Source organism: Microbacterium sp. SW12 (assembly GCF_055391095.1).
In genome coordinates, this window is record NZ_AP024335.1 from 1,885,062 (window position 1) to 1,906,438 (window position 21,377).

At 67.7% G+C, this 21,377-nt stretch carries 21 protein-coding genes, 1 other RNA gene and 3 pseudogenes; 15 read left to right on the forward strand and 10 right to left on the reverse strand.

Translation table 11 applies throughout. From position 1 onward, the window contains the following. Positions 1–98: 98 nt before the first annotated feature. The 9 genes and pseudogenes from MICSW_RS09530 (at position 99) to MICSW_RS09570 (ending at position 6,598) form a co-directional block, all read left to right on the forward strand. Positions 99–455 (forward strand): SHOCT domain-containing protein, encoded by a 357-nt coding sequence (locus MICSW_RS09530; RefSeq protein ID WP_228178044.1) that lies wholly within the window; start codon positions 99–101, stop codon positions 453–455. Then, positions 452–1,912: a multicopper oxidase family protein gene (locus MICSW_RS09535; RefSeq protein ID WP_464495427.1), complete on the forward strand. Its 1,461-nt coding sequence runs from the start codon at positions 452–454 to the stop codon at positions 1,910–1,912. Before MICSW_RS09530 ends, MICSW_RS09535 begins: the two co-directional genes overlap by 4 nt. Before the next feature lie 73 nt (positions 1,913–1,985). Beyond that, on the forward strand, positions 1,986–2,453 hold the full coding sequence (locus MICSW_RS09540) for a DUF6153 family protein (protein WP_228178042.1): 468 nt from the start codon (positions 1,986–1,988) through the stop codon (positions 2,451–2,453). Between the two features lie 61 nt (positions 2,454–2,514). Continuing rightward, complete coding sequence (locus tag MICSW_RS09545) at positions 2,515–3,369, forward strand: F510_1955 family glycosylhydrolase (protein WP_292799560.1); 855 nt, start codon at positions 2,515–2,517, stop codon at positions 3,367–3,369. Between the two features lie 28 nt (positions 3,370–3,397). Further along, the gene (locus MICSW_RS09550) at positions 3,398–4,696 is read left to right on the forward strand and encodes an APC family permease (RefSeq protein ID WP_228178040.1); all 1,299 of its coding nucleotides are present in this window, start codon (positions 3,398–3,400) and stop codon (positions 4,694–4,696) included. Then, a pseudogene (locus MICSW_RS09555) lies at positions 4,693–4,818 on the forward strand (TlpA family protein disulfide reductase); the annotation flags it as partial. The gene MICSW_RS09550 and the pseudogene MICSW_RS09555, both read left to right, overlap by 4 nt. Before the next feature lie 39 nt (positions 4,819–4,857). Continuing rightward, complete coding sequence (locus MICSW_RS09560) at positions 4,858–5,307, forward strand: TlpA family protein disulfide reductase (RefSeq protein ID WP_414683131.1); 450 nt, start codon at positions 4,858–4,860, stop codon at positions 5,305–5,307. A gap of 29 nt (positions 5,308–5,336) precedes the next feature. Further along, positions 5,337–6,161 carry a cytochrome c biogenesis CcdA family protein gene (locus MICSW_RS09565; protein WP_228178228.1) on the forward strand — a complete coding sequence of 275 codons (825 nt, stop codon included), beginning with the start codon at positions 5,337–5,339 and terminating at the stop codon, positions 6,159–6,161. Positions 6,162–6,298: 137 nt separating this feature from the next. Continuing rightward, positions 6,299–6,598, forward strand: coding sequence for a hypothetical protein (locus MICSW_RS09570; RefSeq protein WP_464495432.1), 300 nt, complete (start codon positions 6,299–6,301; stop codon positions 6,596–6,598). Between the two features lie 121 nt (positions 6,599–6,719). Here the strand turns inward: MICSW_RS09570 and MICSW_RS09575 are convergent, their stop codons facing one another. Together MICSW_RS09575 and istA are read right to left on the reverse strand one after the other, a co-directional pair. After that, positions 6,720–7,466, reverse strand: a complete 747-nt coding sequence (locus MICSW_RS09575) for an ATP-binding protein (protein WP_183498614.1) — start codon at positions 7,464–7,466, stop codon at positions 6,720–6,722. After that, complete coding sequence (gene istA, locus MICSW_RS09580; RefSeq protein WP_464495435.1) at positions 7,463–9,025, reverse strand: IS21 family transposase; 1,563 nt, start codon at positions 9,023–9,025, stop codon at positions 7,463–7,465. The genes MICSW_RS09575 and istA overlap by 4 nt, the downstream gene beginning before the upstream one ends. A 211-nt stretch (positions 9,026–9,236) precedes the next feature. Between istA and MICSW_RS09585 the strand changes: the two are divergent. Continuing rightward, positions 9,237–11,139 (forward strand): annotated as a pseudogene (locus MICSW_RS09585) (heavy metal translocating P-type ATPase). Between the two features lie 156 nt (positions 11,140–11,295). Here the strand turns inward: MICSW_RS09585 and MICSW_RS09590 are convergent. Continuing rightward, complete coding sequence (locus tag MICSW_RS09590) at positions 11,296–11,652, reverse strand: heavy-metal-associated domain-containing protein (RefSeq protein WP_195691743.1); 357 nt, start codon at positions 11,650–11,652, stop codon at positions 11,296–11,298. A gap of 46 nt (positions 11,653–11,698) precedes the next feature. Beyond that, positions 11,699–11,983 carry a metal-sensitive transcriptional regulator gene (locus tag MICSW_RS09595; protein ID WP_228178038.1) on the reverse strand — a complete coding sequence of 95 codons (285 nt, stop codon included), beginning with the start codon at positions 11,981–11,983 and terminating at the stop codon, positions 11,699–11,701. 183 nt (positions 11,984–12,166) lie between these two features. Between MICSW_RS09595 and MICSW_RS09600 the strand changes: the two genes are divergently transcribed. The 4 genes and pseudogenes from MICSW_RS09600 (at position 12,167) to MICSW_RS09615 (ending at position 15,699) form a co-directional block, all read left to right on the forward strand. Continuing rightward, a complete protein-coding gene (locus tag MICSW_RS09600) occupies positions 12,167–12,493 on the forward strand; it encodes an ArsR/SmtB family transcription factor (RefSeq protein ID WP_194385022.1) in 327 nt (108 codons plus the stop codon). A gap of 53 nt (positions 12,494–12,546) precedes the next feature. After that, positions 12,547–12,816 (forward strand): hypothetical protein, encoded by a 270-nt coding sequence (locus tag MICSW_RS09605; protein WP_194385021.1) that lies wholly within the window; start codon positions 12,547–12,549, stop codon positions 12,814–12,816. Between the two features lie 202 nt (positions 12,817–13,018). Next, positions 13,019–14,300, forward strand: a pseudogene (locus tag MICSW_RS09610) (MFS transporter). 232 nt (positions 14,301–14,532) lie between these two features. Then, positions 14,533–15,699 (forward strand): tyrosine-type recombinase/integrase, encoded by a 1,167-nt coding sequence (locus MICSW_RS09615; RefSeq protein ID WP_194385019.1) that lies wholly within the window; start codon positions 14,533–14,535, stop codon positions 15,697–15,699. Positions 15,700–15,912: 213 nt separating this feature from the next. Here the strand turns inward: MICSW_RS09615 and ssrA are convergent. Then, positions 15,913–16,284, reverse strand: a transfer-messenger RNA (tmRNA) gene (ssrA, locus tag MICSW_RS09620). A gap of 144 nt (positions 16,285–16,428) precedes the next feature. Here ssrA and MICSW_RS09625 point away from each other — a divergent pair. Next, positions 16,429–17,094 carry an SIMPL domain-containing protein gene (locus tag MICSW_RS09625; protein ID WP_464495438.1) on the forward strand — a complete coding sequence of 222 codons (666 nt, stop codon included), beginning with the start codon at positions 16,429–16,431 and terminating at the stop codon, positions 17,092–17,094. Between the two features lie 12 nt (positions 17,095–17,106). On the opposite strand, the gene smpB is transcribed toward MICSW_RS09625, so the two are convergent. The 5 genes from smpB to prfB all read right to left on the reverse strand — a co-directional run bounded on the left by smpB (position 17,107) and on the right by prfB (position 21,355). Next, complete coding sequence (smpB, locus tag MICSW_RS09630) at positions 17,107–17,583, reverse strand: SsrA-binding protein SmpB (protein WP_228177168.1); 477 nt, start codon at positions 17,581–17,583, stop codon at positions 17,107–17,109. 64 nt (positions 17,584–17,647) lie between these two features. Then, entirely contained in the window at positions 17,648–17,980 is a 333-nt protein-coding gene (locus MICSW_RS09635) for a hypothetical protein (protein WP_292728414.1), read from the reverse strand. 25 nt (positions 17,981–18,005) lie between these two features. Next, positions 18,006–18,920, reverse strand: coding sequence for a permease-like cell division protein FtsX (gene ftsX / locus MICSW_RS09640; protein ID WP_292728416.1), 915 nt, complete (start codon positions 18,918–18,920; stop codon positions 18,006–18,008). Then, the gene (gene ftsE / locus MICSW_RS09645; RefSeq protein ID WP_292735753.1) at positions 18,917–20,134 is read right to left on the reverse strand and encodes a cell division ATP-binding protein FtsE; all 1,218 of its coding nucleotides are present in this window, start codon (positions 20,132–20,134) and stop codon (positions 18,917–18,919) included. The genes ftsX and ftsE overlap by 4 nt, the downstream gene beginning before the upstream one ends. Before the next feature lie 108 nt (positions 20,135–20,242). After that, positions 20,243–21,355 carry a peptide chain release factor 2 gene (prfB, locus tag MICSW_RS09650; RefSeq protein WP_292728420.1) on the reverse strand — a complete coding sequence of 371 codons (1,113 nt, stop codon included), beginning with the start codon at positions 21,353–21,355 and terminating at the stop codon, positions 20,243–20,245. Positions 21,356–21,377: the final 22 nt, after the last annotated feature.

Here is a 21,377-nt window from a genome sequence, read left to right on the forward strand (position 1 = left end):
TGTTAGCCCGTGCGCGGCCGCAGGTCGGGACGTTCGTCCCGACCTGCGCCGTCCGTATCGGACGTAGGGTGGACGTGTCCTCGATACCCACACAGGGTATGCGCGAGGTCATCGCAGGTCTTGGTGACCTGTCCAGAAGGAGTGGTGTTCTGATGATGTGGGATGACGGCGACGGCGGCTACGACATGGGCTTCGGGATGGGCATGGGCTGGGGCTGGGGTTGGCTGTGGGGCATCCTCATCCTGATCGGGATCGGGCTGCTGGTGTTCGTGGCGATCCGGCTGAGCACGCGCACGAACGCGGCCCCGCCCGCCGCCGCACCTCCCGCGGTCGGCACGCCGGCCCCAGGGGCTGAGGTGTCGTCGGCGCGGCGGATCCTCGAGGAGCGGTACGCGCGCGGTGAGATCGACACGGATGAGTTCAACGAACGTATGCGTACTCTCAACGGCGCATGAGCGGGGGGATCACACGCCGGCAGGCTCTGACGATCGGCGCTCTCGGTGTGGGCGCGCTCGGCATCGGCGCGACCGGGTTGGTGTGGACGACGGTCGGATCGCAGACCTCCGGGAGCGGAACGGCGACCGCGACGTCGGGGGCGGCCGGGTGGGTCGAGCCGTCGGTGCTGGAGTCGGTCGACGGTGTGCTCGATGTCACGTTGCAGGCGGCCGAGCGGGAGGTGGAGGTCGGTGGCGCGTCGGTGCGGATGCTGACCTACAACGGCACCGTTCCCGGACCCACGCTTCACCTCCGTCCCGGTGATCTCCTGCGGGTGCGGCTGCAGAACGACCTCACCGACCCGACGAATCTGCACACGCACGGTCTGCTGGTGTCGGCATCCGACAACAGCGACAACCCGTTCCTGCGCATCGGTGCCGGGGAGAGCTTCGACTACGAGATCCAGCTCCCGGACGATCACCCGGCCGGAGTGTTCTGGTACCACCCGCATCATCACGAGCTGGTCGCCGATCAGGTGTTCGCCGGCCTGTACGGTGCGATCATCGTGGACGAGGAGGACTGGTCCCAGGCGCCGCCGCGGGTCGTGGTCGTCTCGGACGTGACGATCACAGATGGTGCGGTCGCGTCGGTGTCGGGAGTCGAGCGGATGCTGGGACGCACCGGCGAGGTGCTGCTGGTCAACGGCCAGCCCTCCCCGACGCTTCCCGCGCCCGCGGAATCGGAGCAGCGACTCCTGATCGTCAACGCGTGCACGAGCCGCTACCTCGACCTGCGACTGGGCGACCTGGACGCCCGGGTGCGCGGGATCGACTCACACCGCCGCACCCCACAGTCCGCGGATCGGCTGGTCCTCGCCCCGGGGAACCGCGCCGATGTCGTGATCACCACTCCCACAGCGGCGACGGACCTGGTGGCTGCCGCCTACGACCGAGGACAGGCGGGGATGGGGATGATGGGCGGCGGTTCCACGACGTCGCCCGAGGCTGTCGTGCTCACCGTGGTCCCGGATGCCGGAGCGACGCCCCCCGTGGTCGCCGACCCGGTCGTGAGTACCCGCCGCGACCTTCGCGAGACTGCGGTCGACGGCACGCGGACGCTCACGATGAGCATGGGCATGGGCGGCGGCGCGGGCATGCGGTTCCTGATCGACGGGCGCGCGTTCGATGCGGGCCGGACCGATCAGAGTGTGACGATCGGGACCGTCGAGGACTGGACGATCGTGAACGTGTCGCCGATGGACCACCCGTTCCACCTGCACGTCTGGCCGGTGCAGGTCCTCCGCGCGGGAAGCGCCGACGTTACCGGTGTGGACGTCCGAGACGTCGTCGACGTGCCCGCGGGGACGTCGGTCACGGTGCGGATCGCGTTCGACCGGTTCCCCGGCCAGACCGTCTACCACTGCCACATCCTCGACCACGAAGACCTCGGCATGATGGGTGTCGTCGACGCCGCGTAACCCCGCGCTCGCCCCGCGGGCTCGCCCGCCGGGCGAGCCCGGCTACGATGGCTGGGTGCCGAAGGGGCAGCGGATGAACGAGTGGTCGAACGCAGCGGGTGGCGGCAGCGCCTCCCGCCGGTGGTTCGCCGTGATCGTGGTGTCGCTGCTGATGGCCGGGCTGGTCGGCATGCACGCATTGTGGACCGGGTCCTCGACAGCACACACCGAAACGACGTCGACGCTGATCGCGGCCGACTCGACAGGGGGAGGCCATGACGCCGCTGCCGTGTCGGCATCCGTGGCCGCGTCGGCACCGTTGTCGGCGCCGGCCGATCTCAGCGCCGACTGCGCGGGGTGTGCGACGGTCGGCAGCCATGATGTCGCGGCGATGTGCGTGACCGCGCTGATCCTCATCGTTCTGCTCGCCGTTCGAGCTCTGCCCAGAGAGGTGCGCATCGGCGTCGCTGCGATGGCCCTCAGCCGACTTGTGGGCGCGATGCGCGCGAGTGCGCGCCCCTCCTCGCCGGATCTGACGGCGCTTTCGATCAGTCGCACGTGAGGGGTGCGCCCGACTTGTCGGGCTCGCCTGGTCTTCGCCGTTTCGGCGCCACCCCTTCACCTTGATCGAGAGAACCCTCATGCACTTCCGCGTTCGCGCGGCGGTGGCCATTGCCGCTGTCGCCACCCTCAGCCTCACCGCCTGCACCGCACAGACCACCACCGCGGGCGACGACCACTCGTCCGCCCTGTCCACCCACGTCCACGCGATCATCACCGACCCGGCAACCGGCACCACGATCCTCGGCACCCACGACGGTCTCCTCCCGGTCGATGCCGACGGCGGCATCGGGGACCCGATCGGCGGGTACGAATTCGACGCGATGGGGCTCGCCGTCACCGGCGACGCCTTCGTCGCGTCCGGCCACCCCGGCGCGAACACCCCCGCAGAGTGGGGATCCCCGCACCTCGGCATCATCCGCAGCGACGACGCCGGCCAGACCTGGTCCCCCATCGCGTACACGAGCGAGAAGGACTTCCACGCCCTGACCGCCGGACCCGACGGCACCCTGTACGGGCTCTCGACCGACGAGCCGGCCGTTCTGACCAGCACAGACGGCGGTTCGACCTGGACAGCAGCGGGCGCGAACATTTCCGCGTACGCGCTCACCGTCGACGACACCGGCACCGTCTACGCCACCACCCCCGGCGGGGTTCTGTTCAGCGTGGACGGCGCAGTCACCTTCGCGCCCGTCCCGGATGCGCCGACACTTTATCTACTGTCGGCATCCCCCGACCACTCGACGCTGGTCGGAGTCGACGTCGAAGGCACGATCTGGACGAGCGCGGACGCCGCCGTATCGTGGGTCGAAGCGGGCAGCGCGGACGGCCAGGCGCAGGCGATCGCTCTCACCTCGTCGGGAGAGATCGCCGTGGCCGACGACAGCGGGCTCCGGCTCCTCGGCGGCGACCAGTGATCCGGGGCCTGCGATTCGGGAGGCGCACGTGAGCGAGCAGGACACGAAGATCAGTCTCGTCGGCTCGGTGGCGCTGGGCACCGGGGTGATGATCGGCGCGGGCATCTTCGCGCTGGTCGGGCAGGTCGCCGGACTCGCCGGCGACTGGTTCCCGGTGGCGTTCATCGCCGGCGCCGCCGTAGCCGGTGTCAGCTCGTACGCCTACGCGCGGTACTCGAGCGTGAACCCGTCGGCGGGCGGCATCGCCATGCTGCTGAAAGACGCCTACGGCCCGGGCGTGGTCGCGGGGTCGTTCTCGCTGTTCATGTACGTGTCGATGGTGGTCGCCGAGAGCCTCCTCGCCCGCACCTTCGGCACCTACCTGCTGCGACCCTTCGGGCTCCAGGACTCCGTCGTGCTGGTGCCGCTGCTGGGGGTCATCGCGATCGCGGCCGCGGCGGTGGTCAACCTCGTCAGCAACCAGCTCGTCGAACGCTCCGCGCTGGTCACCGCTGTCCTGAAGATCGTCGGGATCGCAGTACTCGCGGCGGCCGGGCTCATCGGCGCAGCCGCCACCGGCGCGGGGTTCTTCTCGGACGGCTCGGACAGCGGAGACGGCTTGCTCGGGGTGGTGGCTGCCGTCGCGCTGTGTGTCCTCGCATACAAGGGCTTCACGACGATCACCAATCAGGGCGATGACCTGAAGGACGCCAAACGGAACATCGCCCGGTCCATCATGATCTCGATCGCGATCTGCGCGGTGCTGTACCTGCTGATCACCCTGTCGGTCGGGGCAAGCATCGGAGCATCCGGCGCGATCGATGCCCGCGACTACGCCCTCGCCGAAGCAGCCCACCCGCTGTTCGGCGCGTGGGGCGTCGGCATCACCGTGGCCGTCGCGGTGATCGCGACCCTCTCCGGACTGCTCGCCAGCCTGTTCTCCGTGTCGCGCCTGTACGGGATGCTGCAGGACATGAAGCAGGCACCCGCGCTTCCCGCGCGGGTGCCCCACCAGCCCCTGCTGATCACTGCCGGGGCCGCGATCGTCCTCACCGCGGTGTTCGACCTAGGCCGTATCGCAGCGCTGGGCGTGTTCCTCTACCTCACGATGGACATCGCCGTGCAATGGGGAGTGCTCCGTCGCCTGCGCGACAAGATCATTGCGCACCGCTGGCTGCCCATCGCCACCATCGTGCTGGACGTCGCGATCCTCGCCGCGTTCACGATCAGCAAGGTGCAGTCCGACCTGCTCACCGTCGGCGTCGCGGCGGGCCTCGCCGCGGTGATCTTCGCCGCACAGGCATGGGTCGTCACCCGTCGGCACCGAACCGAGACGAGCGGCCGATGACCCGACGCACAACGACGACACTGCGGCGCCTCACCGCGGCCGGCGCGGCGCTCGCCCTCACAGCTTCGTTGGCATCCTGCTCCGACAACCCCCTCTCCGACCAGTACCGGGCGGGCGACAACAAGGGGTTCATCGCCGCCGACGGCTTCCGGGTCGTCGAGATCCCCACAGCAGACCGCGGTCAACCCGTCACGTTCCAGGGAGTGCTCGACACCGGCGACGCCGTCACCAGCGACGAGTACGCCGGCGATGTCCTCGTCGTGAACTTCTGGTACGCCGCATGCGCGCCGTGCCGTGTCGAGGCGCCGGAGCTCGAAGCCGCGCACGAGGCGTTCGCAGACGAAGACGTGTCCTTCCTCGGCGTGAACATCTACGACGGCGCTGCCGCCGCGACCGCGTTCGCGGACACCTACGGAGTCACCTACCCCAGTGCCCTGGCGACCGTCGACGCGTCCGTGAAACTCGCGTTCGCGGAGAGGACTCCGTTGAACGCCGTGCCGACAACGATTGTGCTGGACCGGCAGGGCAGGGTCGCCGCCCGAGTCATCGGCCAGCTCAGCAGCGCCTCGGTCCTCAAGACGATCATCTCCGAGACTCTGGACGAATCGTGAGCCTCGTCGACGCCGTCGCCGGCGGGTCCCTGCTCGTCGCCATCCCGATCGCCGTGCTCGCCGGGCTGGTATCGTTCCTCTCCCCCTGCGTCCTTCCCCTGGTGCCCGGCTACCTCGGCTACATCGGCGCCGCCGCAGCACCCCGCACGACACACACACCCGCGCCTCGAGCACACCTCGACGAGCCGGACAGCACCAGCGACGCGGAGTGCCACGGCCCGACCGCGGCCGCCCCGGTATCCGCCGCTCCGACTCCGACCGCGGCTCTCACGACCGGTCGGCACCGTGTCGTGATCGGCGTGGTGCTGTTCATCGCCGGATTCACCGTCGTGTTCATCAGCGTGGCTATGCTCGGCGGCACCGCCGGAAGGCTCCTCCTGGAATACGCCGACCCGATCACCCGCGTCCTCGGCGCGTTCATCATCATCATGGGCGTGGTCTTCATCGGCGGCCTCCGGTTCGCGCAACGCACCATGCGGCCACGCGTGCGCGGAAGGATCGGATTGGCGGGAGCCCCCCTGCTGGGCATCGCTCTCGGCATAGGTTGGACACCCTGCATCGGCCCCACCCTCGCCGTCATCCTCGGGATGTCCTTCGATCAGGCATCCGCTGCACGCGGCGCGCTCCTCGGCCTCGCATACTCGCTCGGTCTCGGCATCCCGTTCATCCTCCTCACCTTCGGATTCGGCTGGGCGACCCGATCCGTCGGAGTGATGCGCCGCCACATCCGCCTGATCAACATCATCGGCGGAACACTCCTCATCGCGCTCGGCACGCTCATGGTCACGGGCCTGTGGACCGCGCTGATGTCGAACCTGCAAGGCGTGTTCTTGAGCGTCCCCCTCCCCATCTGACGACACAGCAGTCCCCGCACCCGACGTGGATCCCCTCCCGAGGGAATACCCCTAGGGGGTATCGTGGTTGGGGTGAGCAAGTCTTGTGAGGGACGAGTGGGCATCACCCATCCCACTCCACAGCGAGGGAGCACACCATGATCGACCCACACGCGCACCACCACCACGCGCGCACCACCACCGACCACCCAGACCCGGCGGCCAAGCCGACCGACGCGGCCGTCCACGACGAGCACGCCCGACACGGCGGCCATGAGGCGCACGCCGACCACGGTGCGCACGCCGACCACGACGCGCACGCCGACCACGGTGCACATGACAGCCACGGGGAGCATGCCGGTCATGACAGCCACGCCGACCACGGGGAGCATGCGGGCCATGGCGGGCACGCCGGACATGGCGCACATCATGTCGCCCAGTTCCGGCGGCTGTTCTGAGTATTTGAAGGGTTGAGGGCCAGTCGATATTGGGGTTCAGTGCCACTCGATATTGCGATTCAGGGCCGCCCGGTATTGCCGGTGAGCGCCACCCGGTGATGGCAACGCTCACCGGCGCCGGTCAGGCCGTCCTGGCGGTGTGTTCGCGCATGTTGGTGCTGCCGGTCTCGATCCAGATGGTGTTGTGGACGATGCGGTCCATAATCGCGTCGGCGTGGACTCCGCCGCCGAGGCGTTGGTGCCAGTCCTTCTTCGCGTACTGGGTGCAGAACACCGTCGAGGTGGCGTCGTAGCGGCGCTCGAGCAGCTCGAGCAGCATGCCGCGAACGCTGTCATCGGGGTTGTCGAGGAGCCATTCGTCGATCACGAGGAGCGTGAACGCCGCGTATTTGCGGAGCCACTTCTCCTTCCCCGCGGGCCGGTCGCGGGCGGTGGCCCAGGATTCTTCGAGGTCGGGCATGCGGATGTAGTGCGCCCGGTAGCGGTGCTGACAGGCCTGCTTCGCCAACGCCGATCCGAGGTAGCTCTTCCCAGACCCGGTGAAGCCTTGGAATACGACGTTCTGCTGCCGGGTGATGAACTGGCAGGTGCCGAGTTGCGCGATCACCCCGCGGTCAAGACCCCGCTGCTCGAGCAGGTCGACTCGCCGCAGGTCCGCGTTCGGGTAGCGGAGACCCGCCCGCCGGATGAGGCCTTCGACCTTGGCGTGGGTGAAGGTGGCGTGGGCGTCGTCGACGGCGAGCTTGACGCGTTCTTCGAACGCCATTCCCAACGTGAGGCTGTCGTCCTGGACCTCGAACGCGTCGACCAGCGACGTCACCCCCATCTCACGCAGCTTCCGCTTCGTCTCCGAGTCGAGCCGGCTCATCGGATGTCACCGGCGTAGTAGTCCGCGCCGCGGACGTATCCGGTCGGCCCCGTAGTCGCGGGTTCAGCCCATGGGCTCCTCCCGTCGGGTTGGTCCTGGTTCGTCTCGAGGATGGGCCGCAGATGCGCGTAGCGCGGAGATCTCACCCGGGACGCGAGGGCGATCCCGGCGGCGGCTTCGACCCGAGCGGCGGAGTAGCGGCGGGTGAGCCGCAACACCGCCAAAGCCGCGTCCAGGCCCTGCTCGTCGACGGGCACGGACTCGAAGATCCGATTCACCACGATCGTGGTGTCCTCCCCGATCCGGCCCGCCCACTCGCGAACACGTTCGGCGTCCCATTGCCGGTAGCGGGGACCGTCGGGCAGATCGCTGTCGTGGGTGCGATACTCGTTCACCATCCCGACCGGAGCGAGCAGGTGGCTCGTCAGCCGCTCCTGCCCGGCGAAGATCTCGACCGTGGTGTCGGTGACCCGCAGATCAACACTCCGACCGATGTTCGGGTAGGGCACGGAGTAGAAGTTGCGCTCGAACACGACGTGCCCGTTCTTCTGAACCCGGCGCCGGTAGAACCACCTCGAGATCTCAAACGGGACCACCGGAAGCGGCCGCAGCAGCGGCTTCTCCTCCGAGTCGAACACGCTCAGCCTTGACCCGGCGCGCTTTTGGAACGGCTCCGCGTTGTAAGCGGCCACGCGTTCGTAGACGACCGCCCGCAACTCCGCCAAGCTCGCGAAGCTTCGGTCGCGGAGGGATGCGATCACCCAGGTCGCGACGTTCCCGACCGTGTTCTCGACACTGGCCTTGTCTTTCGGCTTCTTCACCCGCCCCGGGAGCACCGCCGCGGAGTAGTGCGCCGCGAGTTCCCGATACGCATCGTTGAGCACCACCTCACCTTCCGCCGGGTGCTTCAGCACCCCGGTCTTGAGGTTGTCCGGGACGACACGCAGGACACTCCCGCCGAACCAGTCGAACATCGACACGTGCGCGCGCAACCAGGCGTCCTGCTGCATGTCCAGCGTCGGCTCCACGAACGAGTAGCGGGAGAACGGCAGCGTCGCAACGAACAAGTAGACCCGCGTCTGCTGCCCGGTGACCGGGTCGGTCAGCTGCATCGTCTTGCCCGACCAGTCGACCTCGACCGTCTGCCCCGCCTTGTGCCCCACCCGCGACGCCGCCCCGGAGATGAGGACGTGCTGCTGGTAGGCCTTGCAGAACCTGTCGTATCCCATCGCCGTCGATCCCGCCGCCCGGCAGGCGTCGACATACTCGCCATGCAGCAGCTTCAGCGTCACCCCGACCCGCGCGAGCTCCCGGTGCACCCTGTCCCAGTCCGGCTGCGCGTGAACGCTGTCATGTTCACCACGACCAGGAAACAGCCGCGCATACACGTCCGCTTCCTCGAGCTTGGCGACGTCGTCCCAACCGATCCCTTCCCGGTCGGCGGCGTCGATGACCGCCGCCACACTCGTCCGGGACATGCCCTGCGCGGCGATCTGCCTCCCCGTGAACCCCTCCGCGCGAAGCCGAAGCACCAGCTTCGCCTTGATCTTGCGTACCATCCGAATCACTCCTTCTGCCGTGTGATTGGCCACGCGGCAGAAGGAGCCTAGGAACGGTGGCCCTCAACCCCAATATTCGGTGGCCCTCACCGACACGATCGCGTCGATGAGCGAGTGGCCCTGAACCGCAATATCAGTGGCCCTCAGAGGAGCGAATACTCAGTTCTGGATCAACCTGATCCTCGCCGTCCCGGTCGTGGCGTTCTCCGGCATGTTCGGGATGGTCCTGGGCTACTCGGTTCCCTCGTTCCCCGGAGCACAGCTGATCTCTCCCGTGCTGGGCACCGTGATGTACTTCTGGGGCGGCTGGCCGTTCCTCAGCGGCGCGGTCAGCGAACTCCGAGCCCGCAAACCCGCGATGATGCTCCTCATCGGTCTCGCGATCACCGTCGCATTCTTCGCATCCTGGGGCGCCACCCTCGGACTCCTCCACCGTGAGCTCGAGTTCTGGTGGGAGCTCGCGCTGCTGATCGTGATCATGCTGCTCGGCCACTGGATCGAGATGCGGTCCCTCGCGCAGACCACCTCCGCACTGGACTCCCTCGCCGCGCTCCTGCCCGACGAAGCGGAACGCGTCGAAGGCGACCAGGTCGTCACCGTCTCCCCCGCCGACCTCCGACTCGGCGATGTGGTCGTCGTCCGCCCCGGCGGCAGCGTCCCCGCGGACGGCAGGGTCGTGGAGGGCCGCGCCGACATGGACGAATCCATTGGTCACCGGCGAATCCCGCCCCGTCAGCCGGACCGCGGGCGACACGGTGACCGCCGGAACCGTCGCAACAGATTCAGGCTTGCGGGTCGAGGTCACCGCTACGGGCGATGACACCACCCTCGCCGGCATCCAGCGGTTGGTCGCCGACGCGCAGAACTCGACCTCGAGGGCGCAGCGGATCGCCGACCGCGCCGCCGGCTGGCTGTTCTGGTTCGCGCTGGGTGCCGCCGCACTCACCGCGCTCGTCTGGACGCTCGTCGGAGACCCGGACACCGCGGTGATCCGGACGATCACCGTGCTGGTGATCGCGTGCCCCCACGCGCGGGGTCTGGCCATCCCCCTGGTCGTGTCGATCGCCACCGAGCGCGCGGCCCGCGGCGGTGTTCTCGTCAAGGACCGCCTCGCCCTGGAGAGCATGCGGACCATCGACGCGGTCCTGTTCGACAAGACCGGCACCCTCACCAAGGGCGAGCCGACCGTCACCGGCATCTCCACCGCCGATTCCGACTCCGCCGAGACCGTTCTGGCACTCGCGGCCGCCACCGAAGCCGACAGCGAACACCCCCTCGCCAAGGCCATCGTGCGAGCTGCCCGCGAGAAGGATCTGACCATCCCGTCCGCTGCCGGCTTCACCTCGTCCCCCGCGGTCGGGGTGACCGCGACCGTCGAGAACCATGAAGTCCGCGTCGGCGGCCCCGCTCTCCTCGAAGAGCTCGGCCTCAACGAGATCGAGGATGCCGACGCGTGGCGAGCGGAAGGCGCGATCATCCTCCACGTCGTCCGAGACGGTCGGGCCATCGGCGGCCTCAAGCTCGCCGACGAGGTCCGTCCCGAGTCGCGCGATGCCGTCGACGCGCTCCATGCCCTCGGCATCGAGGTCGTGATGATCACCGGCGACGCCGAAGCCGTCGCCCACGCGGTCGGCGAGGACCTCTGCATCGACCGGGTGTTCGCGCGCGTGCGCCCCGAGGACAAGTCCGCCAAGATCGCCGAGCTGCAGGCCGAAGGCAAGCGCGTCGCGATGGTCGGAGACGGCGTCAACGACGCGCCCGCCCTCGCCCGAGCGGACGTCGGCATCGCGATCGGCGCCGGCACCGACGTCGCCATCGCCTCCGCGGGCGTGATCCTCGCCAGCGACGATCCCCGGTCCGTGCTGTCGGTGATCGAGCTGTCCCGAGCGAGCTACCGGAAGATGAAGCAGAACCTGTGGTGGGCGGCCGGCTACAACCTCATCTCCGTGCCCCTCGCCGCCGGCGTCCTCGCTCCCATCGGATTCGTCCTCCCCGTGTCCGTCGGGGCGATCCTGATGTCGCTGTCCACGGTGGTGGTCGCCCTCAACGCGCAGCTGCTGCGGAGCCTCGACCTCACCCCGGCGAACAGCGCCCGCACGATCCTCGGCCGCTGACGCCACCCGGCGAATCACCACGCAGACGGCAACGGCGCTCCCCTCAGGCAAAGATCCCGGGGGGAGCGCCGTTCGTCGAGTCAGCCCGTGGTCGCCATCACTGAACAGCCCGCGGAGTCACCCCGTTGCTGTGGAGACCGCATCACCGACCCGTGCTCATGACGTGGACGCAAGGCTGTACCCGGCCTCCTCGACCGCATGCCGCACCTGCACCGCATCCACCGGCGCCGTGCTGGTCACGGTCACCGTCGATACGCCGCCCGCCTTCAGATCGACGTCGACACCGGAGACACCATCGATCGCGGACACCTCCTCGGTGACGCTGCGCACGCAGTGCGAGCAGGTCATGCCCTCGACCAGGAACTGAGCCGACACCTCGTCGCCCTCGATCGGCTCCGCAACGAGGGCGGCCGCGTCCTTGGTCGCAGTGCTGTGGGAGGTGGGGCTGCAGCACGCGCAGCCGCCACCGTTGGTCGACCGCAGTCCGAGGTCCCGCAATCCCTGTCCGGCCATGATGTGCTCCCTTCGCGAGCGTTGAGTGAATGTGAAATGCGCGCTTCTATGAGCGCACCAGGCGCGCGATGGCCGCGTTCGCCTCACGCAGCTTCTCCTGCGCGACCGGCCCGCCTTCGCCGACGGCTTCCGCGACGCAATGTCCGAGGTGGTCTTCCAGCAGAGTCAGCGCAACCGACTCCAACGCCTTCGTGACCGCGGAGACCTGGGTGAGGACGTCGATACAGTAGGCCTCCTCGTCGACCATTCGCGCGATCCCGCGCACCTGGCCCTCGGCCCGACGCAACCTCATCAGCAGCGCCTGCTTGTCGCCCGAATATCCGTGTGCCATCCCGCACCTCCGTCGCACCATCCAATATACCCGCTAGGGGTATGGGGTATAAAGAGGCGCGACTGGGCGGATCCGAGTCAGTGCCTGTTGTCGACGGAAACAGCCATTGCCGCATCCCACCCACGATGTGGGTATATCTAGATAGGTAGATATACATATGCCCTTGAGGAGCACACTGTGACGATGAAGACGACGCCCGTTCGCGGGAACGAGCCGATGGCGGCGGGCCAGGCGTCCGCCCTGGCCGAGTTCCTGCGCACCCTGGGCGACGCGACCCGGTTGCGGATCCTGACCGCCTTGGACGGCGTGTGCGTGCCGGTCACCGCGATCGTCGAGGCCACCGGGGAACGCCAGCCGACCGTGTCTCACCACCTGCGCATCCTGCGCGACCGCGGTCTCGTGGTCGGGGAGCGGCGCGGCGGCTACGTCTACTACTGCCTCGCGACCGAGGGCATCCGCGACGCTCTTGACGTCCTCCAAGGTCTGGCCGGCGGCGAGCCAGCCGAGTGATCTCGATCTCCCCCACCGCCGACCCCGAACACCAGCCGAAAGGGAACCATCCGATGACCGCCCAGATCTCGCCGACTGCTCTCACCGTCGACGGAGGCGTCGACCTGCTCCTCCCCCGTGAGACACCGCTGGAGGTACTGGACGCGTTCGTGGCCTCGTGCAACGTCGGCGCGTGCGGGTGCGGCGACACCTTCGTCTCGCGCATCACCAATGTGGAACTGCACGACGAACCCGGACGCCGCAGGGTTCGGATCAGCGGCGACATCACCCCCGACGAGGTCCTCAGCGAGCTTGCCACCACCTCGCTGTCGCAACAGTCCTGACGACCCGACTGCGACTCGAGACCACCCCTCAGAAGCAACCCACGAGGCCCCCCTTGTTCGACTACGCCCAGCCTCCCCGCACAACAGGCGCCTCCCCCGCCGCATCCCGCTCCGCAGCTGACTGCTCGCCCATCATGGCGGACTCCGCGCGCCGAGCACCCAGCGGGAAGCCCGCGGGCAGACGAGTGCCGCGACGAATCGCATGACCGCCGCTACGCCGCCGCCGCGCCTCGGATTGCGGGAGAACGCTCCGCAGTTCGCGCTGCTCGTCGCCGTGAACGCACTCGTCGGGGGCATGGTCGGTCAAGAGCAGACCGTCCTGCCGTTGCTCGCGCGCGACGTGTTCGGGATCACCGGATACACCATGGTGCTCAGCTACGTCGCCGTGTTCGGAGTCACCAAGGCGATCTCGAACTGGTTCGCCGGCACCCTCTCGGACAGATTCGGACGCAAACCGGTGCTCCTGGCCGGGTGGCTCGTCGCAGTGCCCGTCCCGCTGATGCTGATCTGGGCACCCGACTGGGGATGGGTCGTCGCCGCGAACGCGCTCCTCGGGGTGAGCCAGGGCCTGACCTGGTCCACGCGACCGTGGTCATGAAGATCGACCTCGTCGGCCCCCGCCAGCGCGGTCTCGCGATGGGACTGAACGAAGCCGCCGGCTACGGCGCCGTCGCCGTCTCATCCCTCCTGGCCGGGTACCTCGCCACCGAATACGGGCTGCGCCCCGCACCGTTCCTGCTCGGCATCGCCTACACCGCCCTCGCGCTCATCATCACCGGCATCTTCGTACGGGAAACCCACGGACACGCCCACGCCGAGGCCGCACAACTCACACCCGCCACCACCCGGCCCAGCCAGGACGCCGGCCTGACGCACCGGCGGACCTGGTTCCTCGCGAGCATCGGCGAACCCGCGCTCGCCTCGGCCAGCCTCGCCGGGCTCGTGAACAACCTGAACTTCGGCCCCTCATGGGGACTGTTCCCCCTGCTGTTCGCCACCCGCGACCTCCCCACCGCGCAGATCGCGATCCTGTTCGCGCTGTACCCGGGCGTGTGGGGCATCGGGCAGCTGTTCACCGGAGCCCTGTCGGACCGCATCGGCCGCAAGCACCTCGTCACCGGCGGCATGGCCCTCCAGGCCATCGCCCTGGTCATCATCGGCGCCGGCAGCAGCCTCACCGTCTGGGCGACCGGGACGATCCTTCTCGGCCTGGGCACCGCGATGTCTACCCCACCCTCCTCGCCGTCGTCGGAGACGTCGCCCACCCCACCTGGCGTGCACGTGCCGTCGGGGTCTACCGCGTCTGGCGGGACCTCGGCTACGCCGTCGGCGCAATCATCGGCGGAATCGTCGCCGACCTCCTCGGCCTGCAGGCCGCGCTGTGGGTCGCCGCAGCGATCTCCGCGGTCGTCGCCGCGATCGTCGCCGGGAGGATGTACGAGACTCTCTCCACACAACACCGCAACGGAGCATCGGCCACCTGAGCCCTCTGCGGTGCTCCCAACGCGCCCTCTCCGACGCCGATCCGAGCGCGCACGACGGAGCCTCAATCGTGCACCATCCTGGCCGTACCCCACCCACCTCTTCCGGGCACTACCCGAGGTCACCGGTCGCCCATCATGCAAATACCGACAGTTGTCCGCAAGACACGCTGGTGCAGCTCGAGCGCACCCGCCAGCGTCCGCGGTCGGCGCTACCCTGACCCCGAGGTCACCCATGGGAAGCATCACGGCGTACGAGATCGCGGCGGGCAAGCGCTACCGCGTGCGCTGGCGCGATGACCAGCAGAAGCAGGTCGAGAAGAAGGGCTTCCGCACCAAGAAGGACGCCGAGCTCTACCTCGCGCACACCGAGGTCTCGCGCTCGAACGGCTCCTATACCGACCCCGGTGAGGCGCGTATCACTGTCGGAGCGCTGGGCGTCGAGTGGCTGCGCAACAAGAAGCACGCACTCAAGGCTTCCTCGTTCAGCTCCTTGAACACGTCGTGGCGGGTGTATGTCCTCCCCCGCTGGGGCGACGTTCGGATCGGAGACATTCGCGCGTCGCACGTGGAGCAATGGATCCGAGAGCTGTCGGAGGGCACCGCGACGACGACGCGGACGAAGAGCGCGAAGGCCGGCGCAAGCCCCCGGTCTGCAAGCGTCGTCTATCGCGCGCTCGGCGTGCTCGCCGGCATCCTTGACACAGCTGTGCGCGACGGACGCATCCCTCGAAACGTCGCTCGCGGCGCTCAGAATCTGCCCCCGAAACAGTCCCAGAAGCCGCGTCGCTACCTGACCCACAGCGAGGTCGTTCGCCTCGCCGAGGCGACCAACAACGACACGCATAGGACGCTGATCCTTCTGCTCTCGTACTGCGGCCTCCGGTGGAGCGAAGCGATCGGCATGCACGTGAGCGACATCATCTTCCCGAGACACCGAATTCAGGTGCAGCGAGCGGCGGTCGAGGTCGAAGGCAAGATCGTGCTCGGCACACCGAAGAACTGGGAGCGCCGGCTGGTGCCATTCCCGGCCTTCCTGGAAGAGCCGCTGGAGCAGCTGTGTCGCGGCAAGCGCGCCGACGATCTGGTCTTCACCGATCTGCAGGGCAAGCATCTGCGCCGCGCGAAGACGCAGCACGGCGTGAACTCGTGGTTCACCACGGCGCTCGACCTCGCCGACATCGAGCGGCTGACTCCGCACGACCTGCGTCACACCGCCGCGAGCCTCGCGATCTCGTCGGGTGCGAACGTCAAGGCCGTGCAGCGGATGCTGGGACACAAGTCGGCGGCGATGACGCTCGACACCTACGCCGACCTCTTCGACGACGACCTCGCCGACGTGGCCGAACGGATGAATCAGGGTGGGCTCAACGCGAACGTCGCGCGGCTCTGGGAGACCTGACGGGGCGTTTCGTCTCGCTGCGCTCGCTCAACGACCGACGGCGCATGAACTGCAACTAGCGGCTTTCGGACACGCTTTTCGACCTATATGCGCCAGAAGCTTGTGGGCGATTTGTGGGCGACTCGGTATCGCGCCGCTCATCCACGGGCGAAGAAAAGCCCCGCGATCCCTACTCTCGTAAGGGATCGCGGGGCTTCAACTCCGTGACAGCGGCAGTGGAGATGGGGGGAATCGAACCCCCGTCCATCGCTGGGTCATCGCGCCTTCTCCGGGCGCATTCTGTGAAAGCGTTCTGCTCGGCTCCGACCTTTGTCACAGACACCTAAGTCGACAAGCCCAGCCTGGGAGAAGTCCCGCGTGACGTCCAGGCGCCGTCACGCAGCAAGATCCCTTAGATGACGCTAGGAACCGTAGCGGGATCGCCTACGGGCTAACGGACTCGGGCTCGCTGCTCAGGCAGCGAGGGCGAAGTCAGACTGCTTCTTATTGGCAGTTATTTGTTTGCAGGGGGCGTTTACGAGATAACCCCGCATCCTCGGCCCGCTTCTCGCGAATTCGCAGACGATGTCGAAACCGATCATCCCCGTGAGTCCTTCTTGCGAAGGGCCGCTGTCACACTGTGGAGTTTCGAAGGTTCGCAGATGCAAAGCACCCGAGCGTTACAGGATACAACGGATGCCGCATCCCGCGCATTCCCGGTGCTCAGCCACACGACGTAGAGTCGCACTCATGCGCGATGTCATCATCACCGTCCGCGGCGAACACGAGACCCGGGTCGCTCCCGAAGAGGCTGTGGCACGGCTCACGATCAGGACCGAGGGCGGCGAACGAACCGACGTCATGGGCAGAGCGACGGATGCCGCCAGCATGCTTCGCGCAGCGCTGACCGCCCGACAGGATGCGGGCGAGATCCGCGAGTGGTCCACCGGTCGGCTGGCCGTCCGCTCCGAGCGCCCGTGGAACTCCGAAGGCAAGCAGCTGCCGCTCGTTCACCATGCTTCGCTCGACGTGTCGGCGACGTTCGCAGACCTCGACGCCCTCTCGGGATGGCTCGGTGAGATCGCCGAGCTCGACACGATCCAGGTCGACGGCGTGCAGTGGGTGCTCACCGAGGCGACCCGCAAGGCCGTCGAGGCTGATGTCGCTGCCCAGGCTGTCCGTGTCGCGATGACCCGAGCGACCGCCTATGCCGCCGCCCTCGGACTTGCCGAGGTCACTGCCGTCGAAGTGGCAGACGTGGGCCTGCTCGGTGACGGATCGCCGGCTGCGGCATCCGGCCCGTCGCCCCGGATGATGATGGCGGCGAGCCCGATGGACTCCGCGAGCGCCCTGGAACTGCAGCCCGCCGACATCGTGGTCAGCGCAGCCGTCGAGGCGCGTTTCAGCGCCCGCTGACCGGGCGCGCGGCTACTCCCCCAGGCGGTTGCGGGTGCGCATGGCGCGTTCGGCCTCGCGCTTGTCTTGGCGCTCCCGCAGCGTCTGGCGCTTGTCGTACTCGGCCTTACCCTTGGCCACCGCGATCTCGACCTTGGCGCGCCCGTCCGAGAAGTAGAGCTTCATGGGGATGAGCGTGTATCCGCCCGCCGAGACAGCGTGACTGAGCTTGATGATCTCGTCTTTGTGTAGCAGCAGCTTGCGCACCCGCTTGGCAGCGTGATTGGTCCAGTGGCCCTGCGAGTACTCCGGGATGTGGACCGCGTCCAGGAACGCCTGACCGCCGTCGATGTACGCATAACCGTCGGTGAGGTTGGCGCGTCCCTGACGCAGGGACTTCACCTCGGTGCCGGTGAGCACCAGGCCCGCCTCGTACGTCTTCTCGATGGAGTAGTCGTGGCGCGCACGACGATTGGTCGCGATGACCTTCTCTCCGCGTTCGCGTGGCATGGCTCCTCCTTTCGACGGCAGCCCACCAGTGTATCAAGCGGTGGGCGCGCGACAGTCGGCGAGGTCAGGCGGGCCCGTTACCGAACTGGATCGCCAGCAGTGCGAGGAAGAACCAGAGGACGTATCCGATAACACCGGCAAAGATCGTGACCGCAGCCACCGTGTAGCCCCACCCGATCTCTCGCGCGCGCAACAGGCGACGGATGACGAGCACGGCGAACACGGTGGTTACAACCACGGGCAGCCCGAACACGGCTACCGAAATGAGGGGGCCACCGAGGTTCGCGGCAGCGGCCACACCGAAAAGCAGCAGCGGGCCGAGCCCGAGGATGATGCCCGCAATGCCCCACGCCGGCGCGGAACCTACCGACTGCGGTGCTCGGGGATCCTGCGCCATCACTGTTCTCCTCGCTCCCGCCGGCTCAGGCTCGGAGCCAACGCCGGATCGCGAAGCCCGCCGAGAACGCGGCGAGCACGATTCCGATTCCGATGAGCACGGGAATGACGACGAACACGTCAGCGGTATCGACCCAGGTCGCGATGAATGGAATACGCGAGCGCAGATAGTCCTGCACGCCGAACTGCACTCCCGCAACGACGGCGACGCTTGCCAGCACCGATCCGATGAGGGCTGCAAACACGCCCTCGAGAATGAACGGCGTCTGGATGAACCGGTTGGATGCTCCGACCAGCCGCATGATGCCGAGTTCGCGTCTTCGGGCGTATGCCGAGAGGCGGATCGTCGTCGAGATGAGCAGGACTGCGGCGATGAGCATGAGCCCCGCGATCCCGACTGCGACATACGTTGCAACAGTCAGCGCAGAAAACAGCGGCTCAAGGTACTGCAGTTGGTCTTTGACCTCTTCCACCCCGTCGGTTCCCCCGAAAGCTTCGGAGATCACGGCTGACTTCGTCGGGTCCGCGAGTGTGATGCGGAATTGCGCGCCGATCTGATCGGCAGTGAGGATGCCGTCGTACTCGTCACCGAGCAGATCGATCGCCTCCTGGTAGGCCTGCTCTGCACTGTCGAACTGAAGGTCACTGATCAGGGGAGCAAGCGAATCCGAATCCAGTTCGGCCTGGACACCGTCGATCTGCTCCTGCGTGGCAACGCCGTTCGCACAGGTGGGCACCTGCGACAACGAGCTGCACATATAGATCTGCACTTGGGCGCGATCGGCCCAGAAGGTGCGCATCGTGCCGATCTGTAGCTGCATGAGCATGGCGGCGCCCACGAAGGTCAGCGAGACGAAGGTGACGAGCACGACCGAGATCACCATCGACGCATTGCGGCGCAGCCCGCTGAACGCCTCACCGAGAACGAGTCCGACCCTCATGAGGTGGGCCCGACTTCATCATCGCGACGCTCGGCATCCAGCCCCAGCCGCTCCGCCAGTCCCAGCTCCTCGACCTCGACCTCGGGGATGTCGATGACCGGTACCGGCTGTGTCGTGGGGCGCGGAGCGGGTGCGGGCTGCGCTGCAGGCACCTGCCACTCGGGCGGAACTGACGGTGCACTGGGCGCGGGTTGCTCTGCGGGAGCAGGTCGATCCGCGGGCGCGAGTCGCTCCGCCGGAGCGGGTCGCTGGGCCGGAGCGTGTGCTGGCGCCTCGTCCGTCGGCGCCTCGGCGACCGCCGGGGCCGGAACATCGGGCGAAACCGGGGCCGGACGCACCTCAGCGAGAGCAGAGACCAATGATGCTGTCGACGGATCGTCGGCGACATCGACTGCAGCGGCGACCGCGATTTCGGCATCCGTCACCGTCGGCTCGATGCCGACCTCACGCTGCAGTTCGAGGACCGCGGTGAGCGCAGCTGCAGCAGCGGCACCGCGCACTTGCTCGGGCTGAAGCCGGGGCAGACCCGACGTGTCGCCGTAGCCACCGTGACGCTCATCACGCATCATCTGGCCGCCGCGCAGCTCGATGACGCGCCGCTTCATCTGATCGACGAAGCCCGCCTCGTGGGTTGCCATGACGATCGTGGTGCCGCCGGCGTTGATCCGCGCGAGCAGCTGCATGATGTCGATGGATGTCGCAGGGTCGAGGTTTCCGGTGGGCTCGTCGGCCAGCAGCACCTGGGGGCGGTTCACCAACGCGCGGGCGATCGCAACCCGCTGCTGCTCACCACCCGAGAGCTCGTGCGGCATCCGCTTCTGCTTGTCGGCGAGTCCGACGAGGGCGAGCGCCTCGGGAACCGCCTGCTTGATGAACCCTCGTGAGGAGCCGATGACCTGCAGCGTGAAGGCGACGTTCTGAAAGACCGTCTTGTTCGGCAGCAGCCGGAAGTCTTGGAAGACGGCGCCGACGTGGCGGCGGAAGTAGGGCACCTTGCGGTTGGCGAGGGTGCGCAGGTCGCGCCCGAGCACGAGGACGTTGCCGGAGGTGGCGATGTCCTCTCGCAGAATGAGGCGCAGACAGGATGACTTACCCGATCCCGACGCACCCACGAGGAACACGAACTCGCCGCGGAGCACTTCGAAGCTCACCTGGTCGAGGGCGGGTTTCGCGGTGCCCCGGTATCGCTTGGTGACGTTCTCGAACCGGATCATGGCCATCTGAGCCTAAGCGCGAGGGCGATCACTGCCCGGTGCGACACCCGAAGCGGGCTCAGTCTTCATCGAGAACGTTCAGGCTCCCCTCGAGGCGGGGACAGAGCGTCAGTCGTCGTCATCCTTGCGCTTGCGCCACCGGATGCCCGCGGCAATGAACCCGTCGAGGTCTCCGTCGAATACGACCGCGGGGTTCCCGACCTCGTGACCGGTGCGTAGGTCTTTCACGAGCTGCTGGCCGTAGAGGAAGTAGGAGCGCATCTGGTCGCCCCAGCTGGCCGTGATCGTGCCGGCGAGTTCCTTCTTCTTTGCCGCCTCTTCTTCGCGCTTGAGCAGCAGCAGGCGGGTCTGCAGAACGCGCATGGCAGCGGCGCGGTTCTGGATCTGGCTCTTCTCGTTCTGCATCGAGACCACGATCCCGGTCGGGATGTGGGTGATGCGAACCGCCGAGTCCGTGGTGTTGACCGACTGACCGCCGGGACCCGAGGATCGGAAGACGTCGACACGGATGTCGCCCTCGGGGATGTCAACCTCGACGGCCTCTTCCATGACAGGAATGACCTCGACAGCCGCGAACGAGGTCTGACGCTTATCGGCAGCACCGAACGGGCTGATCCGGGCGAGACGGTGTGTGCCCGCCTCGACGGACAGGGTGCCGTAGGCGTAGGGGGCGTCGATCTCGAACGTCGCCGATTTGATCCCCGCACCCTCGGCGTAGGAGGTGTCCATGACCTTCACGGGGTACTTGTGGCGCTCGGCCCACCGCAGGTACATGCGCATGAGCATCTCAGCGAAGTCGGTGGCGTCATCGCCGCCGGCCCCTGAGCGGATCGTCACGACGGCAGACCGATCGTCGTATTCGCCGTCGAGCAGCGTCTGCACCTCGAGATCGCCGATGACCTTCTCGAGCTCGGCGAGCTCGCGGCGCGCCTCGGCGGCCGACTCCTCATCATCCATCTCGTTGGCAAGCTCAACCAGCACTTCGAGGTCATCGAGGCGCTGTGCGACTGCCGTGATGCGAGACATCTCCGACTGCCGGTGGCTCAGGGCGCTCGTGACCTTCTGCGCCTGCTCGGGGTCGTCCCAGAGGTCGGGCGCGCCGGCCTCGTCGCTCAGTCGCGCAATCTCTGCGGCGAGCGCGTCGACGTCGACAACGGACTGGATGTCGTTGAATGTGGAGCGCAGGGCCTGGATGTCGGCGGACAGATCGAGTTCGAGCATGACAGTCCAGACTAACGTGGAA

What these genes read in the sequence shown, in the direction of transcription:
- MICSW_RS09530 (WP_228178044.1), top strand. Translation starts at nt 99, where the DNA reads ATGCGCGAGGTCATCGCAGGTCTTGGTGACCTGTCCAGAAGGAGTGGT.
- MICSW_RS09535 (WP_464495427.1), top strand. Translation starts at nt 452, where the DNA reads ATGAGCGGGGGGATCACACGCCGGCAGGCTCTGACGATCGGCGCTCTC.
- MICSW_RS09540 (WP_228178042.1), top strand. Translation starts at nt 1,986, where the DNA reads ATGAACGAGTGGTCGAACGCAGCGGGTGGCGGCAGCGCCTCCCGCCGG.
- MICSW_RS09570 (WP_464495432.1), top strand. Translation starts at nt 6,299, where the DNA reads ATGATCGACCCACACGCGCACCACCACCACGCGCGCACCACCACCGAC.
- MICSW_RS09575 (WP_183498614.1), bottom strand. Translation starts at nt 7,466, where the DNA reads ATGAGCCGGCTCGACTCGGAGACGAAGCGGAAGCTGCGTGAGATGGGG.
- istA (WP_464495435.1), bottom strand. Translation starts at nt 9,025, where the DNA reads ATGGTACGCAAGATCAAGGCGAAGCTGGTGCTTCGGCTTCGCGCGGAG.
- MICSW_RS09590 (WP_195691743.1), bottom strand. Translation starts at nt 11,652, where the DNA reads ATGGCCGGACAGGGATTGCGGGACCTCGGACTGCGGTCGACCAACGGT.
- MICSW_RS09595 (WP_228178038.1), bottom strand. Translation starts at nt 11,983, where the DNA reads ATGGCACACGGATATTCGGGCGACAAGCAGGCGCTGCTGATGAGGTTG.
- MICSW_RS09600 (WP_194385022.1), top strand. Translation starts at nt 12,167, where the DNA reads ATGAAGACGACGCCCGTTCGCGGGAACGAGCCGATGGCGGCGGGCCAG.
- MICSW_RS09605 (WP_194385021.1), top strand. Translation starts at nt 12,547, where the DNA reads ATGACCGCCCAGATCTCGCCGACTGCTCTCACCGTCGACGGAGGCGTC.
- MICSW_RS09615 (WP_194385019.1), top strand. Translation starts at nt 14,533, where the DNA reads ATGGGAAGCATCACGGCGTACGAGATCGCGGCGGGCAAGCGCTACCGC.
- MICSW_RS09625 (WP_464495438.1), top strand. Translation starts at nt 16,429, where the DNA reads ATGCGCGATGTCATCATCACCGTCCGCGGCGAACACGAGACCCGGGTC.
- smpB (WP_228177168.1), bottom strand. Translation starts at nt 17,583, where the DNA reads ATGCCACGCGAACGCGGAGAGAAGGTCATCGCGACCAATCGTCGTGCG.
- MICSW_RS09635 (WP_292728414.1), bottom strand. Translation starts at nt 17,980, where the DNA reads ATGGCGCAGGATCCCCGAGCACCGCAGTCGGTAGGTTCCGCGCCGGCG.
- ftsX (WP_292728416.1), bottom strand. Translation starts at nt 18,920, where the DNA reads ATGAGGGTCGGACTCGTTCTCGGTGAGGCGTTCAGCGGGCTGCGCCGC.
- ftsE (WP_292735753.1), bottom strand. Translation starts at nt 20,134, where the DNA reads ATGATCCGGTTCGAGAACGTCACCAAGCGATACCGGGGCACCGCGAAA.
- prfB (WP_292728420.1), bottom strand. Translation starts at nt 21,355, where the DNA reads ATGCTCGAACTCGATCTGTCCGCCGACATCCAGGCCCTGCGCTCCACA.